The organism is Chryseobacterium sp. P1-3, assembly GCF_000738495.1.
Taxonomy (GTDB): Bacteria; Bacteroidota; Bacteroidia; order Flavobacteriales; family Weeksellaceae; genus Chryseobacterium; species Chryseobacterium gallinarum.
On sequence record NZ_JPEQ01000004.1, the window covers coordinates 1 to 17,704 of the forward strand.

At 37.7% G+C, this 17,704-nt stretch carries 15 protein-coding genes and 3 pseudogenes; 8 read left to right on the forward strand and 10 right to left on the reverse strand.

Annotated features, from left to right (window positions below):
* The 3 genes from HX13_RS02750 to HX13_RS22380 form a co-directional block, all read left to right on the forward strand.
* Positions 1-1,057: thiamine pyrophosphate-binding protein (locus HX13_RS02750; protein WP_238554981.1), on the forward strand; the 1,057-nt coding region annotated here is incomplete at its 5' end.
* Positions 1,058-1,067: 10 nt separating this feature from the next.
* On the forward strand, positions 1,068-1,349 hold the full coding sequence (locus HX13_RS02755; RefSeq protein ID WP_050019822.1) for an ACT domain-containing protein: 282 nt from the start codon (positions 1,068-1,070) through the stop codon (positions 1,347-1,349).
* A gap of 184 nt (positions 1,350-1,533) precedes the next feature.
* Complete coding sequence (locus HX13_RS22380) at positions 1,534-1,704, forward strand: bacteriocin-like protein (RefSeq protein ID WP_157837399.1); 171 nt, start codon at positions 1,534-1,536, stop codon at positions 1,702-1,704.
* Between the two features lie 44 nt (positions 1,705-1,748).
* Here the strand turns inward: HX13_RS22380 and nadA are convergent.
* From nadA to HX13_RS02770, 3 genes and pseudogenes are all read right to left on the reverse strand, one after another.
* Positions 1,749-2,769, reverse strand: a pseudogene (nadA, locus tag HX13_RS02760) (quinolinate synthase NadA).
* 100 nt (positions 2,770-2,869) lie between these two features.
* On the reverse strand, positions 2,870-3,433 hold the full coding sequence (gene gmk, locus HX13_RS02765; RefSeq protein ID WP_050019823.1) for a guanylate kinase: 564 nt from the start codon (positions 3,431-3,433) through the stop codon (positions 2,870-2,872).
* 61 nt (positions 3,434-3,494) lie between these two features.
* Positions 3,495-4,353: pseudogene (locus HX13_RS02770) on the reverse strand (YicC family protein).
* Positions 4,354-4,446: 93 nt separating this feature from the next.
* Between HX13_RS02770 and miaA the strand changes: the two are divergent.
* Positions 4,447-5,362: pseudogene (gene miaA / locus HX13_RS02775) on the forward strand (tRNA (adenosine(37)-N6)-dimethylallyltransferase MiaA).
* 58 nt (positions 5,363-5,420) lie between these two features.
* Here the strand turns inward: miaA and HX13_RS02780 are convergent.
* The 4 genes from HX13_RS02780 to HX13_RS02795 all read right to left on the reverse strand — a co-directional run bounded on the left by HX13_RS02780 (position 5,421) and on the right by HX13_RS02795 (position 12,622).
* Entirely contained in the window at positions 5,421-6,833 is a 1,413-nt protein-coding gene (locus tag HX13_RS02780; protein ID WP_050019824.1) for an efflux transporter outer membrane subunit, read from the reverse strand.
* 261 nt (positions 6,834-7,094) lie between these two features.
* Positions 7,095-10,283 (reverse strand): efflux RND transporter permease subunit, encoded by a 3,189-nt coding sequence (locus HX13_RS02785; protein WP_050019825.1) that lies wholly within the window; start codon positions 10,281-10,283, stop codon positions 7,095-7,097.
* A 183-nt stretch (positions 10,284-10,466) separates the two neighbouring features.
* Positions 10,467-11,627, reverse strand: a complete 1,161-nt coding sequence (locus tag HX13_RS02790; protein WP_050019826.1) for an efflux RND transporter periplasmic adaptor subunit — start codon at positions 11,625-11,627, stop codon at positions 10,467-10,469.
* Between the two features lie 371 nt (positions 11,628-11,998).
* Entirely contained in the window at positions 11,999-12,622 is a 624-nt protein-coding gene (locus HX13_RS02795) for a TetR/AcrR family transcriptional regulator (protein ID WP_238554982.1), read from the reverse strand.
* Between the two features lie 272 nt (positions 12,623-12,894).
* Between HX13_RS02795 and HX13_RS02800 the strand changes: the two genes are divergently transcribed.
* Entirely contained in the window at positions 12,895-13,449 is a 555-nt protein-coding gene (locus HX13_RS02800) for a thioredoxin family protein (RefSeq protein ID WP_050019828.1), read from the forward strand.
* A 106-nt stretch (positions 13,450-13,555) separates the two neighbouring features.
* Here the strand turns inward: HX13_RS02800 and HX13_RS02805 are convergent, their stop codons facing one another.
* The 3 genes from HX13_RS02805 to HX13_RS02810 all read right to left on the reverse strand — a co-directional run bounded on the left by HX13_RS02805 (position 13,556) and on the right by HX13_RS02810 (position 14,858).
* Positions 13,556-13,849, reverse strand: coding sequence for a DUF3892 domain-containing protein (locus HX13_RS02805; protein ID WP_050019829.1), 294 nt, complete (start codon positions 13,847-13,849; stop codon positions 13,556-13,558).
* A 102-nt stretch (positions 13,850-13,951) separates the two neighbouring features.
* Complete coding sequence (locus tag HX13_RS23220; protein ID WP_316931223.1) at positions 13,952-14,299, reverse strand: helix-turn-helix transcriptional regulator; 348 nt, start codon at positions 14,297-14,299, stop codon at positions 13,952-13,954.
* Positions 14,208-14,858, reverse strand: a complete 651-nt coding sequence (locus tag HX13_RS02810; protein WP_238554984.1) for an AraC family ligand binding domain-containing protein — start codon at positions 14,856-14,858, stop codon at positions 14,208-14,210. Before HX13_RS02810 ends, HX13_RS23220 begins: the two co-directional genes overlap by 92 nt.
* Positions 14,859-14,981: 123 nt before the next feature.
* Here HX13_RS02810 and HX13_RS02815 point away from each other — a divergent pair, with 123 nt between their 5' ends.
* From HX13_RS02815 to HX13_RS02820, 3 genes are all read left to right on the forward strand, one after another.
* A complete protein-coding gene (locus tag HX13_RS02815) occupies positions 14,982-16,115 on the forward strand; it encodes an MFS transporter (RefSeq protein ID WP_238554985.1) in 1,134 nt (377 codons plus the stop codon).
* A 99-nt stretch (positions 16,116-16,214) separates the two neighbouring features.
* Positions 16,215-16,694 (forward strand): trehalase family glycosidase, encoded by a 480-nt coding sequence (locus HX13_RS25285; RefSeq protein WP_262483475.1) that lies wholly within the window; start codon positions 16,215-16,217, stop codon positions 16,692-16,694.
* Entirely contained in the window at positions 16,600-17,697 is a 1,098-nt protein-coding gene (locus HX13_RS02820; RefSeq protein WP_262483476.1) for an alpha,alpha-trehalase, read from the forward strand. Before HX13_RS25285 ends, HX13_RS02820 begins: the two co-directional genes overlap by 95 nt.
* Positions 17,698-17,704 lie beyond the last annotated feature (7 nt).

A 17,704-nucleotide genomic window follows, 5' to 3' on the forward strand; every position in this document is an offset into this window, starting at 1 on the left:
GGGAATTATGCTGGGAAAAGCAGAACAGGAATTTTTAGAATTTGCTGAAAAATCAGGGATTCCCGTTGCCTGGACGGTATTGGGAATGGGGGTAATCCCTACGGATCATCCACAGGCGGTTGGGATGGTAGGGATGCACGGAAATTATGGTCCCAATGTCCTTACCAATGAATGCGATGTCCTGATTGCAGTGGGAATGCGTTTCGATGACCGTGTTACGGGAAGGTTGGATGAATATGCTAAACAGGCAAAAATTATTCACCTGGATATTGATAAGGCTGAGATCAATAAGAATGTAAAGGCAGATGTGCCTGTTCTTGGAAATTGTAAACATACAATGCCGCTTCTCACAGCATTAGTTCAAAAGAAGGAACATCCGCAATGGCACAAAAGATTTAAAGATTACTATGTAATTGAAAACTCCAATCTGATTCATTATGAATTGTATCCTGAAGAAGGGGAGATTACCATGGGAGAAGTCATCCGGTATCTTAATGAGATAACAGCCGGTGAGGCTATTATTGTAACCGATGTAGGACAGCATCAGATGATCACCTGCAGATATTCCCGGTTTAATCATCCCCGGACTAATATTACCAGTGGGGGATTGGGAACGATGGGATTTTGTCTTCCGGCTGCCATAGGAGCTACCTATGCTGTAAACAAGCGCCCCGTTATCGCAGTAATGGGAGATGGAGGGGCGCAGATGAATATCCAGGAGTTGGGAACCATTATGCAGTACCATTCTGATGTGAAAATTTTAATTCTTAATAATGGTTACCTGGGAATGGTAAGGCAATGGCAGGAGCTGTTTCATGAAGAAAGATATTCGTCTGTTGATATCCAGAGTCCGGATTTTGTTCAGGTAGCAAAGGGATATGAAATTCAGGGAAGGAAAGTAGCTCAGAGGGAAGAGCTGAAAGAGGCGCTTCATGAGATGCTTGATCATAAAGGTGCTTTCCTTCTGGAGGTAATAACTAAAAAGGAACACAATGTATTTCCAATGATTCCCCAGGGGAAAAGTATTTCAGAAATTGTATTAAGTGCTACGTTTTAAAAAGGAAAAAATGAGAACAGAACATAAAGAATATACCATAACGGCATATACGGAGGATTATTTAGGTCTGATCGGCAGGATCAACGCTATTTTTTCAAGAAGAAGGATTTCTATGGTGACTTTTCATGTAGGACCCAGTGAAATAGAAAAAGTAAAAAAGTTTGTTATCATTATCAGGGAAACGGAAGAATCGGTTCAGAAGATTACCCGGCAAATGGAGAAACAAGTAGATGTATTGGAGGTTTATTATCATAAGAATCCATATCTGACGGTGATAGAATATGCCAGCTGATGGCGGAAGTTGGTTTGAAGGAAGTGCAGAGTTCTATTTTCCTGTTAAATGGTATGATTACATAAGGCTTCTAAAATAATACACTTATTAACAAAATAGCTACACCTGTTAATTAAAGCTTTGTTTTGAATAAAGAGAAGTTCATTTTTGAATATAAAAAAAATACTTATCTAATTCTATTATTATGAAAAATTTTAAAAAGCTTTCTAGAGTAGAAAAGATGAATATTAATGGTGGATTCACTGATATTCAGATTGAAGCATGCGGTGGTGCAGCTTATGTATGTTTCCGTGGAGGAGGAGCCTGGGGATGCTGGAGAAAACCGGGAGGCACTTGTTATGCTCCTTTACTTTAATCATGAATCAAAATAAAAAAGCACTGTCAAGCAGTGCTTTTTGTCTATTTTATGCTTTTTGAAAGATCAAGCATGGCTTCAATCGGTTTCAATGCTTTTAATCTTAAATCTTCATCAATAAGGATTTCAGGAAGCTCATATTTCATACATAAATACAATTTTTCCATGGTATTGCGTTTCATATAAAAACACTCTGAGCAGTTACAGCTTTCATCAAAAACCAGTGCCGGAATTAATTCTTTGTGTGGAGCCCGTTTTTTCATTTCATGCAGAATCCCTTCTTCTGTTGCGATAATGAATTTCTGACAATCATCTTTTTCCACATAGTTCAACAAAGCAGATGTGGAACCGATAAAGTGGGCCAGTTTCAAGACTGCTTCTTCACTTTCAGGATGTGCAATCAGTTTGGCATCAGGGTTATCAGCCAATTGTTTGGCAATTCTCTCCATTGAAAATGCTTCGTGTACTATACAGCTTCCGTCCCATAAGATCATATCACGTCCGGTTTTTTTTTGATAAATACCTTCCTAAGTTTTTATCCGGTGCAAAAATGATTGGTCTGTCTTTAGGTAGTGCTTCAATCACTGTTTCAGCATTTGAACTGGTTACAATGATGTCACTTTCAGCTTTAGTTTCAGCATTACAGTTGATGTAGGTAGCTACTAAAGCGTTGGGATATTGCTCACGCATTTTCCTTAATCCTTCTCCGGAGCATCCGTCTGCCAGGGAGCATCCGGCCATCGTATCCGGAAGAACTACTTTTTTAGTTGGATTCAGGATTTTGGCAGCTTCTGCCATAAAGTGAACGCCACAGAATACAATCATATCTGCGTTCGTTTCTTTAGCCTGTCTTGCCAGTTGTAAAGAATCACCAAGGAAATCAGCGATGTCCTGGATTTCTCCCGGCTGATAATAATGGGCAAGAATGACAGCATTCTTTTCTTCTTTAAGTTTCAGAATGGCTTTCACCAGTTCTTCCCCTTGAGGAATTGCAATATCTTTGATATCCAGAAATCCTTTTACAGGAATGGCAGATTTAGCTTTTTCTAATGTTTCGGTACTCATATCAACCTCAATTTTTTATGATCAGTTAGAGGTTAGAGATCAGAAGTTAGATTTTGAGAGTATTTATTACTTTCATCTTCCGGCTTCCATCTTCCAGCCGTTAGTTACTGATAAAATTTTTTATTAAACTTTCTATTTCTTTTTTGGCTACATCAAGATCTGTATTAATAACAACCTTGTCAAACTCTCCCGCATAAGACATTTCTTCTTCTGCTTTCTCTACACGGGTTTTAATGGTTTCCGCATCATCTGTATTTCTTGAAATCAATCTTCGTTCCAATTCTTCGATGGAAGGCGGCTCTATAAAAATGGACAAGGCCTTTTCACCAAAATATTTTTTCAAAGAAATTCCTCCTTTTACATCAACATCAAAAATAACAACTTTTCCCTGATTCCAGATTTTTTCTACTTCAGATTTTAAAGTACCGTAGTATTTGTCAGTATACACTTCTTCATATTCTACAAAAGCACCTTCTGAAATTTTTTGTCTGAATTGTTCGGGTGTTAAAAAATGATAATCTACTGCATGCACTTCATTTCCTCTTGGCTGTCTTGTTGTACAGGAAATTGAAAAAGCAAGTTCAGGAAATGTTTCCAGAGAATGTTTTACCAATGTCGTTTTTCCGCTCCCTGATGGCGCTGAAAATATAATTACTTTATCCATTTAGATTAGAGATTTTCAGATAAAAGAGCCAGGAAGGATCTCTTATCCTGAGGTCTATGGGCTATAATACGTTTAATGTTTGCTCTTTAATTTTTTCCAGATCATCTTTCATCATTACTACCAGCTTCTGGATCTCTGCATGATTGGCCTTGGAACCTAAAGTATTAATTTCCCTTCCGATCTCCTGAGAAATGAAGCCCAGCTTTTTACCGTTGAAAGATTCATTGTCCATTACTTCTTTATAGTATTTTAAATGTTGGGCAAGTCTTACCTTTTCTTCTGAAATGTCAAGTTTTTCCGTAAAGTAAGCCATTTCCTGGTAAAAACGGGTTTCATCAACATTTTCAAATTCCTTCAGGGACTTTTGATAGCGTTCTTTCACACTGATGATCCTTTCTTCTTCAAAAGGAATTACCTCTCCCAGATATTTATCAATATTCTGAATGTTTCTGTTCAGTTCCTCATGAAGGATACTTCCTTCGGTTCTTCTGAATTCCTCAAAGCGATCAATAGCCGTATTCACTATGGAAGCCAGCATTTCCCATTCGCCTTCCGTCAGTTCATCAGGTCTTGAGGTTATGGCATCAGGCAGTCTTACCGCCATTTTCAGATATTCGAAATCAGGACCGTCAGCGGCAATGGCCCGAAGTTCATTGATGTATGAATCAATCAGAGTCTTGTTAATTTTTACATCAGTGGATTCTTCCAGATTCTCCAGATTGATATAGCAATCTACCTTTCCACGGATAATTCTATCGTTAAGAATTTTTCTGATTTCAAATTCTTTCTCTTTATAACGTAAAGGAATTTTAATATTCAAATCAAAGCTCTTGCTGTTCAATGATTTAATATCTATAGTTATTTTTTTTCCTTCAAAAAACGTTTTCGGCTCTACCAAAGCCGGTCATTGATAAAATCATAGTTTTTTATTGTTCTACAAAGATAAACATTTAAATTAGCACTGTGAAATCTGTAAATATTACACCTGACCGATAAAAAATGAACGTGAACTGATGAAAAACCTGATTTCAGTAGTAGGGCCCACCGGGATTGGTAAAACGAGATTGGCAATTGATCTGGCTCAGCATTTCAATACAGAAATTATTTCCTGTGATTCCCGCCAGTTTTTTAAAGAAATGAAAATAGGAACAGCCGCACCTTCTGAAGAAGAACTGGCTGAAGCACCTCATCATTTTATCGGAAATCTTTCTGTAAAGGAATATTATTCTATCGGGCAATATGAAGAAGACGCCCTGCAAAAAATCAACGGACTTTTCAAGAATCATGATACAGTTATTCTCGTGGGGGGGAAGCATGATGTACGAAAAAGCTGTGATTGAAGGACTGCATGATCTGCCTGAAGCTAATGCCGGAAATCAGGAAAAACTTCAGAAAATCATGGAAGAAGAGGGAATTGAAAAACTTCAGGAAATACTGAAAGAACTTGATCCCGAATATTATAGTGTAGTGGATATTCATAACCACCGAAGGCTGTTAAGGGCAATCGATATTATCTGGCAGACGGATAAAAAATATTCTGAGCATATTGCTGTTTCGCAGGATGGCAGGGACTTTAATGTAATCCGGATCGGAATTGAAGCCCCGAGAGAAGAACTGTATGACAGGATCAACCGCCGGGTAGATATGATGATGGAAAAAGGATTATTGGATGAGGTAAAAGGTCTTGAAAAATTCAAAGGGCTAACTGCTTTAAATACGGTAGGGTACTCCGAACTATTTAAATATTTTGAAGGGGAATGGGATCTTGATTTCGCAGTTTCCGAAATTAAAAAAAACAGCCGCAGATATGCTAAGCGTCAGTTGACCTGGTATCGTAAGGCCAATGATATTCACTATTTGCAGCTAGGCTATTCCCAAAAGGATTTTGAAGAGCTGATTCAATGGATTACGGAACAGCTTCCGAAATAATGATCACATTAAAAATGCGGCCCAAACGAACCGCATTCAAACAATATAATTTAATTTACTACTTCCAACCGCCACCCAGCGCTCTGTATAAATCTACAATGCTGCTTAATCTCTGTCTTTTAATGGAAGCAAGGTTCAATTCCGCCTGAAGAGAATTTCCCTGTGCGGTAATCACCTCCAGATAATTGGCTGAACCTCCTTTGTAAAGAAGTTGGGCACTTTTAATCCCTTCTTTCAACGTTGCTGCCTGTTCGGAAGCTTTTTGTTCCTGGACTTTCAGATTTTCATTAGAAACCAAAGCATCAGAAACTTCACCTACAGCATTTAAAACAGACTGACGAAAAGCCAGTACATTTTTTTCTCTTTGTATTTTGGCTACCTCCAGATCCGTTTTCAACTGTCTTTTTTGAAAAATAGGTTGTGTGATTCCTCCTAAAACCGAACCGAATAATGAGGCGGGAATCTGGAACCAGTTGTCAAATTTAAATGAATTGACCCCTCCATTGGCCGTAATCTTTAAAGCAGGATACATATTGGCCTGGGCAATTCCTACCATCGCATTTGATTCAAGTAAGACCAGTTCTTGCTGACGTACATCAGGTCTTCTGCTGACCATAGCTGCCGGAAGTCCTGCAGAAATATTCCGGGGTAGGGAAGTGTCGGACATCTCAATTGTCCTGTTGATCTTGTTAGGGGTCTCACCCACTAAAATACTTAATGCATTTTCCTGAATCGCAATATTCTGCTCCAATTGCGAAATCAGGAGCTCGGTAGCCTGCTTTTGAGCAGAAGCTTGTTGGACCCCCAAGGAAGTGGTATCTCCGCTTTCCCACATTTTTTGTGTGATCAGTAGTGTATTGCTGCTCAGCTCAAGGTTAGATTTGGCAATGGCTAATTGTCTGTCAAGCATCAACAGATTATAATATCCCTGGGCAATTGCAGCCACCACCTGAGTCTGAACTGCCTTTGAACCTTCATAAGTCTGAAGATACTGCATTCTTGAAACTTCCTGCTGATTTTTAATCTTTCCCCAAATATCAGCTTCCCAGGAGAGGTTGAAAGCAGCATTATAATCTTCAACATGATTTTGCCCTAAAAACAGATTTAAACTTTGCCCGTTCATACTGTTTTTGGAAGGTTTTGAAATCTGTCCTGAAACTCCGAAACCTACATCGGGATATTGCATATATTTGGCCTGCTTCAGTTTTTCCTGGGAAGCAGCCACTTGTTTCAAAGCAATCTGAAGATCATAATTGTTTCTGATTCCTTTTTCAATCAACTCCTGTAAAATAGGGTCGCTGAAAAATTGTTTCCACTCCAGATTGGCAATACTTGCTGTATCTGCTGTTGCCGTATACTGGAATTTTTCAGGAAGCGGAAGCTCAGGTTCCGTGTATGCCAGTTTTGACACACACGAAACGGAACCTATAGCCAGTGCAAATGTTATAATAATATTTTTTACTCTTTTCATAGTTTTTGTTTGATAGACCTTTAATTATGCAAAAAATTGAGATTTTAACCACAGTTAACCTAAGTAACATTCAAGTTTTGTGACCTTTTTGTTTTCTTTCTTTAACCACAGATTACACAGATTTGCATAGATGTTTGTGGATAAGAAAACTGTGATTTTCTAAAGTTATGTGTACTTTTTTGTTCAAGCTTTTAGCGTAAAAAATAACTTAAGTGTTATAAAAATCTTTATGTTTTTTGGATATAAATTTCTTTTTCTTATTTAATTAATAGTAGAAGCTAAAAGTTCTTCTTCCATTTGTTTTTTCAGAAGTCTTTTTCTTTTTTTCTGCTCGGCATTTTTTTCATGCAGATACTGGAAGATTACGTACATTACGGGAATAATGAAAATTCCGAATAATACTCCTGTAAGCATTCCTCCCACAGTACTGTATCCAATGGAATGATTTCCTTTTGCTGATGCACCTTGTGTCCATACCAATGGAAGCATCCCTACGATAAAGGCAAAAGAAGTCATCAGGATAGGTCTTAAACGTAATCTTGAAGCCTGAAGGGCTGACTCAATTAACGATTTTCCTGCTTTTCTTCTCTGAACAGCAAATTCTACAATCAGGATGGCATTTTTGGCCAATAACCCAACAAGCATAATCAACCCGACCTGTACATAGATATTGTTATCTATTCCTGCCAGGCCTGTGAAAGCAAATACCCCAAAGATCCCTGTCGGAATGGTAAGAATAATGGCAAACGGAAGGATATAACTTTCATATTGAGCTGCCAGCAGGAAGTATACAAACAAAATACTCAACAGGAAGATAAACACGGTTTGTCCGCCTGTTTTGATTTCCTCGCGGGTAATTCCTGTCCATTCATAACCATAACCTCTCGGAAGGGACTGTTTGGCCACTTCTTCTACTGCTTTAATGGCATCCCCGGTGCTATATCCCGGTTTAGGAGTTCCGTTGATGGTTACGGCATTAAACAGGTTATTCCGGGTCACTGTTTCAGGTCCAAAAGTTCTTTTTAAGGTAACCAGTGTTTTAGCGGGAACCATCTCTCCGGATTTGTTCTTTACATAGATTCCTTCCAGGGAGTTAATATCCGTACGATAAGGAATATCAGCCTGGGCCATTACCCTGTAATATTTACCAAACCTGTTGAAATCTGAAACAAAGCTACTTCCGTAATAAATCTGCATTGTCTGCATCAGTTCTGTTACAGAAACTCCCAGCTGATTAGCTTTATCTGCATCTACATCAATGGTATATTGGGGATTTCCTGCAGCATAAGTGGTAAAGGCAAACGCAATCTCCGGACGTTTCATCAATTCACCGATGAATGCCTGGGTGGTGGTACCCAATTGTTCAAAAGAGCCATTGGTTTTATCCTGAAGCATGAATTCAAAACCGGAAACGTTACCGAATCCCTGTACAGTAGGGAAGTTGAAAAAGAATGCATTGGCATCTTTTACCTGGCTTACCTTTCCAGTAAGCGTTGCAGCGATTTGATCAGGATCTTTCATCTCACCGCGTTTATCATAATCTTTAAGCTTAATAAAACCTGCAGAATAAGGAGACGCGTTGGCGTTACTGATGAAGTTCATTCCGTCCGCTACCCACAAGTGGTTGGTTGCCTTTTCGCCATTAATAATTTTATCAATCTGTTCTGTCGCTCTGTGTGTTCTTTCCAGTGAGCTTCCCGGAGGAGTGTTTACCGCATACAATACAAATCCCTGATCTTCTGTAGGAATAAATCCTGAAGGGGCTTTTTTGATCATAAAAATACTTGCAGCAGTAATCACAACAAGACCACCAATAGCCACCCATTTATTTTTAATTAAAAACTTAAGGCTGTAAATATATTTTTTGGTCATGCTATTGAAGCTTGCATTAAATGCATTGAAAAATCTTGCTCCAAAACCTTTTTTGTGGCCGTGTTCACCATGTTCTCCCTGAGGATCATTCAGAAAAATGGCACATAAAGCCGGGCTTAATGTTAATGCATTAATGGCTGAAATCATAATGGCAATAGCCAGTGTAAAGGCAAACTGTCTGTAGAAAACTCCTGCAGGTCCCTGCATAAAACCTACCGGAATGAATACCGCACACATCACCAGCGTAATGGAAATGATCGCCCCGGAAATTTCACTCATCGAATTCATGGTAGCGTGTTCTACAGGCATTCCCGTTTGCTCCATCTTGGAATGAACTGCTTCTACGACTACAATGGCATCATCTACCACGATACCAATTGCCAGTACCAGGGCAAATAAGGTCAACATATTAATGCTGAATCCAAACAGCTGAAGGAAGAAGAACGTACCGATAATAGCTACCGGAACCGCAATGGCCGGAATCAATGTAGATCTGAAATCCTGAAGGAAAATAAATACCACAATGAATACCAGAATGAAAGCAATAACAAGCGTTTCCACCACCTGATGAATGGAGGCATCCAGGAAATCTTTCGAGTTATACATGATAATAGGTTCCACGCCTTTAGGCAGGGTAGTAGAGAGTACATCCACCTGTTTTTCAATTTCAGTAAGGATTTCATTCGCATTGGATCCTGCCGTTTGTAGAATGGCAAAACCAGCAACGGGTTTTCCGTCTACCCTGTTTGTCGCAGTATACGTATAAGAACCGAATTCTACCCTTGCCACATCTTTTAACCTTAAAAATGAACCGTCATTATTGGCTTTAATGGCTATATTCTCATAATCCTCACCTTTGTTCAGTTTTCCTTTATATTTAAGAATATACTCATAAGTTTCCTTACTTCCTTGCCCTAGGCGGCCGGGAGCTGCTTCAAGGTTGTGATCCTTGATAGCGTTAAGAACTTCCTGGGGAGAAAGGTTATTGGCAGCCAGACGGTCAGGCTTTAACCAGATTCTCATAGAGTAATCTCTTGTTCCGAATACCTGGGCCTGTGCTACTCCGGGAATACGTTGTATCTGAGGAATAACGTTAATTTTCAGGTAATTCTGTAAAAACAGTTCATCATATTGTTTAGGATCATTGCTGGTTAGACCCATAAACATAATCATACTGTTCTGGACTTTCTGTGTTGAAATTCCTGCCTGTACCACCTCCTGGGGAAGCTGGCTCATTGCCTTCGATACACGGTTCTGTACATTAACGGCAGCATTGTCAGGATCAGATCCTTGTTTGAAGTATACGCTTAGCGTCATGGTACCGTCATTACTGGAGTTGGAGGTCATATAAGTCATATTCTCAACTCCGTTCACGGCTTCTTCAATAGGGGTTGCCACAGAACGGGCCACTACCTCTGCATTAGCTCCCGGATAAAAAGCGGTTACCTGTACACTCGGCGGAGCAATGTCCGGGAAGAGAGCAATCGGCAGATTAAAGAGAGACAGTGCTCCCAATAATAGAAGGATTATGGAGATGACCGTTGAAAGTACCGGTCTTTCTATAAATTGTTTTAACATAAGAAGTTTATTTTTTTTATGTTGTCTGAACTTTTTTAAACATTAGAATCCGAATCCATCAGCATCTGGGAAGTTTTCACAAACTTACCTGAACTGAACGAACAGGTGCTGATCCCTTCCAATACCTTAAGGGTAAGAAATAATTAAAGTTCAGACTGTTTTTAAATAGTGTATTAAAATCTATTACAAAGGTTTTGCTCTTAATAAACTATCAGAAGAAATGGTCTTGGGACGGATAGATGCTCCGTCTTTGAGATTTCCTATTCCGGTGTAAACGATTTTCTCTCCCGGAGCCAGCCCTTCAGAAATAAAGTAATAACTGTCCGTTTTTCCTGAAATTTTAATCGGTTTACTTGTTACTTTCTGATCTTTTCCTAAGACGTAAACATAGGTTTTATCCTGAATTTCAAAGGTAGACTCCTGAGGAATAACCACTGCATTGGAAATCAGCTGCGGCATACGTACTCTTCCTGTATTTCCGGTTCTTAAAGTTCCGTGAGCATTAGGAAAAACCGCACGTACACTGATCGCTCCGGTGGTTTTATCAAACTGTCCGTCTACAATGCTCATTTTTCCTTTTTCAGGATAAATACTGTTATCAGCGATTACCAGCTCTACCATTGGCATATTTTTCAGCTTCTCCTCTAAGGATGCTCCAGGATATTTATTCTGGAAAGCAATGAAATCAAGTTCACTCAAAGAGAAATACGCATAAATTTCACTGATGTCAGACAGTAATGTCAATGGATTAGGATCTGTTCTGGAAATCAGACTCCCTTTTTTATAAGGAATTCTTCCGATGTATCCGCTTACAGGAGCTGTAATGGTTGTAAACCCTACATTGATCCTTGCATTTCCTACAGAAGCTCTTGCCTGGGATGCGGCGGCAACTGCTGCTGCATAATTGGCTTTTGCCGTTTTAAGCTGCACATCCGAAACGACTTTAGCAGACACTAAGGGCTGAAGCCTGTCCACTTCCACTCTTGCTTTCTCAATATTGGCATTGGCAACCTGAAGATTAGCCTGAGCCATATTCATCTGTTCACCATAGCTTCTTGAGTCTATTTTAAATAAGGGCTGTCCGGCTCTTACATACGCTCCTTCTTCTACGTAGATTTTATCCAGATATCCGTCTACCTGAGATCTGATTTCCACATTGTTTTTTCCTTCCAGTGCAGTAGGAAATTCCTGATAGGTAGTTGCAGGAGATGTGATAACGGTATAAACCGGAAGTTCAGGAGCTGGTGGCGCGGCATTGGAACCTTCCGCAGCCTTGGTGCAGCTTTGTAAAAGAATTATACTTGCAATAAGTACAATAAACCTTGTTTTTCCTGGTATTTTCATTTTGGTTTAATTTTTTTAATAAAGTGTTAGAGATAAGTAATGTTTCTTTCTAATAAATGCTGTTTTTTTTCCTAACAGTGTTAATAATTTGTTCAAAAAAAATTATAAAATCTTTAATGTCCGGTCAAATCACTAGTTTTCATAATTGAAGTCATTTTTTTAATGTTGATATATGTATAAAAGATAAGGTGTATCTGCGTTATATTTCCTAACGGTGTTAATTTATAAAAGAAAAATGTTTACCTTTACCTTTTGAATTGGTAAAAAAAAGTTGTGCATACCTGCTTTTATTTTAATTGTTTTAACTGAATATTTTAATTAACCATGTGTTAATTTTCCTAACGCTGTTAATTTTTAGTTCAAAAAAAAATTTATAAAGACTTAATAAAAGATGAAACTGTTTCATCCAAAGCCGTTTTATTCATTGTAGAAGGAATATCTGCAGTACGCATCATCATAATCGAAATCATACCGTGTACAGCAGAAAACAGGGCGTGGGACATATGACATGCATTATCTGTATTAGACCCGTTTTTCTTAATGATCTCGTAGGTGCATTCATAAATCAGTTCCTGGAAGGATGAAAATTCCTTTTTCATCTGGCCTTTTCCACAGCATTGCATCCCCAATCCAAACATCAACTGGTAATATTCCTTGTTTTTAAAGGCGAAATTCCAGTACGCATCTACAATAGCTACAAGTTGCTCTTCCGGAGTATCATATTTCCGCTGAGCTTTTAATAATTCTATATGTAATTTATGAAAGCCATCCAGAGAAATTTCAAATAAAATAGCTTCCTTATTTTCAAAATAATCATATACTACCGGTGCGCTGTATTCAATAGCGTCTGCTATTTTACGCATAGAAAGAGATCCCCAGCCCTCAGTTTTAGCCAAAGAAAAGGCAGCCTGCAAAATATTTGCACGGATGGATTCTTTTTCTCTTTGACGGCGTTCATGTAGACCCATGATATTTTTTACTAACGGTGTTAGCAAAACTACAAACTTTTTTAAGATATCTTCCAAATGATATTGAGACTTTAACATTTAATGAAAGGTAATAAAAAGATAAAAGTAAATGTTTGGAGCCTGGGAAAAGGAGTGGGGAAGCTATTTTGGAGTATTGAGCCTGGATTGAAAATTAAACAGCTGAAGTATAAAAAAATGAAAGCCGTATCATAGTTGCTTTTTGATAATTGGATAACTAATATCATCTTACCATATAAAACCAAAGAAATTTTTATCTTTGTAACCAAAGAAAATAGGATATGAACACCCCCTCTAATATGTTGGCACTGGGAACAAAAGCTCCCTTTTTTGAGCTTCCTAACCCGTCAAAAATGAATGAACTTCAGTCGTTGGAAGAACTGAAAGGAGAAAAAGGAACATTGGTTATCTTCATGTGCAACCATTGTCCGTTTGTTCTTCACGTGATTGATAAAATTAATGAACTGTACGAAGATTATAACGATAAAGGAATAGAGTTCATTGCCATCAATTCCAATGACATCGAAAAATACCCGGCCGATTCTCCTGAAAAAATGATTGAATTTCAAATCGAAAGAAGATTTGATTTCCCATACCTATTTGATGAAAGCCAGGCAATAGCAAAAGCATATGATGCAGCTTGTACCCCTGATTTTTATTTCTTTGATGATAAATTAGACCTTATCTATAGGGGACAGATGGACGATTCAAGACCCGGAAACAATAAGGATGTAACCGGAGAAGATTTGATTATTGCTTTTGAAAACCTTCTGGCAGGTGAGCCTCAGGAAGAAATTCAGAGACCAAGCATGGGATGTAATATAAAATGGAAATAATTTTACATTGAAAACGGAGAGTTAAAGTTAAAATTATTTTTACATTCTCTCATTTTCAATGAATATTATAAAGCTGTTCCTTCGCGAACAGCTTTTTACATTAGGTTTAATTACATTCAGGAAGCGATAGTAAATTGTTTTTTGTTGAATGATCAGCTTCAGTTTTTAAATATTGAGTACCATTGTACGTTTCAGCAGTGATAACTTTTGCTCTGTTTCCGTAGATGTCAGCAACATAAGCTTCTCCTTTTTTGTTTTTGATCCAATTGTAAATTTCTAACCTTGTGCTTTTACCTGTATTTCCATCTTCACCAATCCATCCTAAATAAGTAATTGCTAAGTTTGGGTTTTCATGAAAACCATTGTCTTTGTTGATACATGTGATTCTAATTGCCATCATTGTAATTTTAAATTGTTAGTAAATTATTTTTTTCGAAAATAATCTATGTTAGTTTCATACCCTTACGGTTTTCCATAAAATTACTTTTATAGATGGGATTCATTAAAAATTAGCTTTATTTTTAACTTCACTATCAATTTTCAAATCAACATTTATCTTGTCATCAGAATAGTTTTTAATAAATTCTGATGGTGTTTTTCCTGTATACTTTTTAAACATTCGGTTGAAATAAGTCACATTATTGAAACCACAACTATAACTGCACTCTGAAATGGTTTTATCCTGTGCCATCAGCAGACAGGCTTTGTTGATCCGGTAGCGGTTGACAAATTCTGTAAAAGTGATTTGTGTAGCCTTTTTAAAAAAAATTACAAAAAGCAGGAAGAGTAAGATTAGCCAGCCTGGCCACCTCTTCAATATTAATTTCCTTATCATAATGATGCTCCACATAGGTGAAAATATTCTCAAGACGGGTTTTATTTTTTGAAATAATGGTGTAAGGCATAATTTCTTTATTCAGAAGTTCATAATCTTTACATTGTGACAGTTCGAAAAGAATCTCAAGAAGGAGCAAATATCTTTTATATCCTTCCGTTTCCAGCATAAGCTTTAGTTTGGGAAGCATTGCTTTTTTTACCTTGTGGTGAAAATGGAGCCCGAATTTTGAAAGCTCCAATAAATTTTTGATGGATCTTGCTTCTACCTCTTGCTGGGGAAACTGAAGGATTTCTTCTTTAAACTGAAGTACGATTTCCTCATGCGGATCAATAGAATTGAGCCCGAATCCCGAGTGGGGAATATTGCTGCCGATTAATACCAGGTCTCCATGCGTATAATTACTTTTATGGTATCCTACATGACGTGTTCCGCTCCCAGAAATGACACATACCAGCTCAATTTCAGGATGATAATGATATTCCCATTTAAATTCTGAAATGGGAGAGTTGTTATGGATCATACGGAAAGAGCTTTTTTCATCAGGAATAACCCTTTCAAAAGTAACTTTCATTTAGTTAATCATATTTATTCACTAAAAATAGTAATTATATTAATATAGTTCAAAGATTCATTTATTGTGTTAAATTATTGTTAAGCCAAATGCCTCTATCTTAGCCGGTAAGAAATACTCTGAATGAACAATTTCAATATAAAGGCAGTTTTATTTTTAAATTATTTTGTTTTCGCCATCCTTCTGAATTCTGTAGGAACGGTTATTTTACAGGTACAGCAGAATTTTGGAATTTCAAAATCTTCTGCAAGTGTATTGGAAGGATTTAAAGATCTTCCGATTGCCATATGTTCTTTCATTCTTGCTTCATTTCTCCCTAAAATAGGCATTAAAAATTCCATGCTGATTGCTTTGCTGCTGGTAAGCTGTATGTGCTTTGTGATGCCATTTGCCAATGATTTTTGGTTTTTCAAACTATTATTTACCATTGTGGGAATTTCTTTTGCCCTGATTAAAATTTCAGTATTTACCTCGATTGGTTTAGTGACAGGTACGGATAAAGAACATTCCAGTTTTATGGGGTTTTTGGAAGGCTTTTTCATGATCGGAGTTTTAGCCGGAAATGTTTTATTCAGCCTATACATTGATGACCATAATCCGAAATCTACTCATTGGTTAAATGTATATTGGGTTTTGGGAGCGCTTTCCACATTGTCATTTTTATTCTTATTCTTTTCCAGGTTGAATGAAAAAGAAGCAAAAAGCGGGAAAACTGATCTGTTGGGAGATTTAAAAAACAGTGCAAGCCTGTTCAGTTATAAAAAAGTACTTTGCTTTCTGTTATGTGCTTTTCTTTTTGTGCTGGTAGAGCAAAGTTTCCAGACATGGACACCTACCTTCTACAAAGAAATTTTAAAACTACCGACTTCAATGAGTATTCAGGCCGGGGCTGTGCTGGCAGGAGCTTTTGCATTGGGAAGATTCTTATCCGGTTTTTTTTCCAAAAAATTCAGTTGGATCTATGTGGTTTCCTTTTGTGTGGCAGGCTTTGCTATTAGTTTACTTTTGGTTTTACCATTGACTCACAATATTCATATAGACATCAATACCAATTGGCTGAATGCCCCTTTGGTTGTGTATTTATTTCCTTTGATGGGAGGTTTGCTGGCCCCTATTTATCCCAGTATCAATTCTGTGATTCTGGCCTCAATCCCCAAATATTTACACAGCGCCATGTCCGGACTGATTGTTGTTTTTTTCTGCCATCGGAGGAACCATAGGCTCTGTTATTACCGGTTTTGTGTTTCAGGAATTTAGCGGGCAGCAGGCGTTTTTACCTTTCGCTGATCCCTCTTTCATTACTCATCACATCAGCCATTTTCATGAACAAATTAAAAATCAATCCTGAAAAATAAAATGAATAATCAATTTTATATCAACGAAATCCAAACTCTTTTTGATGATGTACAAAGATCAGAAATCTTTGAAGATCAAAAAATGATGACCGATGCCGTCCCGTTATTTCCGGTTGCTGAAATCAATGCCAAATATGAAGAAAGTAAAGTGACAGAAGGATTTGACCTGAAAGATTTTGTAATGGCCCATTTTGATTTTTTAGGAGCAAAAGTTTTTATCCAGAAACAGGATCACCTTCCTATTGAAGAGCATATTGAGAAGCTATGGGATGAACTGACCCGTACGGCTTACAAAGAAAAAGGAACCCTTTTAAAATTACCTAAACCCTATATTGTTCCGGGAGGACGTTTCAATGAGTTTTTTTTATTGGGACAGTTATTTTATCATGCTGGGATTACAGGTTTCAGGAAGAATAGAAATGATGGAAAATATTGTGGAAAACTGTTCTTATCTGATCCAAAATATAGGCTTTGTTCCTAATGCAAGCAGAACTCATTTTTTAAGCCGTTCACAACCCCCTTATTTTTCTTTGATGCTGGATCTGCTTTCTGAAACTACAGAAGACCAAAACGTCTATACCAGATATTATGATACGCTGGAGAAGGAATATGATTTCTGGATGAATGGAGAAGAATGGCTTACCAATGATGCAAGCATTAAAAGAGTAGTAAAAACCAAAGAAGGAGATCTTTTGAACCGGTATTATGATGCTGAAAATACCCCGCGTCCTGAAAGTTACCTGATTGATATTGAAGATGGCGGAAATACATCAGGAGAAGAGTTTTACAGAAATATAAGAAGTGCCTGTGAATCAGGCTGGGATTTTTCCAGCAGATGGTTTGCAGACGGAAAAAATATACAGACGATAGAAACGCTGAATCTGGCGGAAGTAGATCTGAATTGCCTTTTATGGCATTTAGAGACCACTTTGGCAAAATCTTCAGCTCTTTTACGTCTTCATGAAAAAGAAAAATATTTTACTGAAAGAGCAGCAAAGCGCAGACAGATGATCAACAAATACTTCTGGGATGAAAAAACAGAGAATTACAAAGATTATCACCTCAAAAAAAACACAAACACCCCGTCTGAACATATTGCTGCTCTTTATCCTTTATTCCTGAAGCTTGCAGATGAAAAACAGGCAGCAGCCGTAGCAAAAGTCATTTCCGAAAAATTTTTATACCAGGGAGGCCTTGTAACAACAACCCAAAAAACCGGTCAGCAATGGGATTTACCCAACGCCTGGGCCCCTTATCAATGGCTGGGTTTTAAAGCCATGAAAAATTATGGATTTGATGAGCTGGCAAAAAAAATCAAAAATAACTGGTGCCTGAACGTAGAAAGAGTCTACAAAAATACCGGAAAACTGATGGAAAAATACAACGCATTAGACACCGAAACAATAGCAGGCGGCGGGGAGTACCCTAATCAGGATGGATTTGGCTGGACCAATGGAGTGTATTTAAAACTGAAACATAACTGAAAACTAA

What these genes read in the sequence shown, in the direction of transcription:
- HX13_RS02755 (WP_050019822.1), top strand. Translation starts at nt 1,068, where the DNA reads ATGAGAACAGAACATAAAGAATATACCATAACGGCATATACGGAGGAT.
- HX13_RS22380 (WP_157837399.1), top strand. Translation starts at nt 1,534, where the DNA reads ATGAAAAATTTTAAAAAGCTTTCTAGAGTAGAAAAGATGAATATTAAT.
- gmk (WP_050019823.1), bottom strand. Translation starts at nt 3,433, where the DNA reads ATGGATAAAGTAATTATATTTTCAGCGCCATCAGGGAGCGGAAAAACG.
- HX13_RS02780 (WP_050019824.1), bottom strand. Translation starts at nt 6,833, where the DNA reads ATGAAAAGAGTAAAAAATATTATTATAACATTTGCACTGGCTATAGGT.
- HX13_RS02785 (WP_050019825.1), bottom strand. Translation starts at nt 10,283, where the DNA reads ATGTTAAAACAATTTATAGAAAGACCGGTACTTTCAACGGTCATCTCC.
- HX13_RS02790 (WP_050019826.1), bottom strand. Translation starts at nt 11,627, where the DNA reads ATGAAAATACCAGGAAAAACAAGGTTTATTGTACTTATTGCAAGTATA.
- HX13_RS02800 (WP_050019828.1), top strand. Translation starts at nt 12,895, where the DNA reads ATGAACACCCCCTCTAATATGTTGGCACTGGGAACAAAAGCTCCCTTT.
- HX13_RS02805 (WP_050019829.1), bottom strand. Translation starts at nt 13,849, where the DNA reads ATGATGGCAATTAGAATCACATGTATCAACAAAGACAATGGTTTTCAT.
- HX13_RS23220 (WP_316931223.1), bottom strand. Translation starts at nt 14,299, where the DNA reads ATGTGGAGCATCATTATGATAAGGAAATTAATATTGAAGAGGTGGCCA.
- HX13_RS02810 (WP_238554984.1), bottom strand. Translation starts at nt 14,858, where the DNA reads ATGAAAGTTACTTTTGAAAGGGTTATTCCTGATGAAAAAAGCTCTTTC.
- HX13_RS02815 (WP_238554985.1), top strand. Translation starts at nt 14,982, where the DNA reads ATGAACAATTTCAATATAAAGGCAGTTTTATTTTTAAATTATTTTGTT.
- HX13_RS25285 (WP_262483475.1), top strand. Translation starts at nt 16,215, where the DNA reads ATGAATAATCAATTTTATATCAACGAAATCCAAACTCTTTTTGATGAT.
- HX13_RS02820 (WP_262483476.1), top strand. Translation starts at nt 16,600, where the DNA reads ATGCTGGGATTACAGGTTTCAGGAAGAATAGAAATGATGGAAAATATT.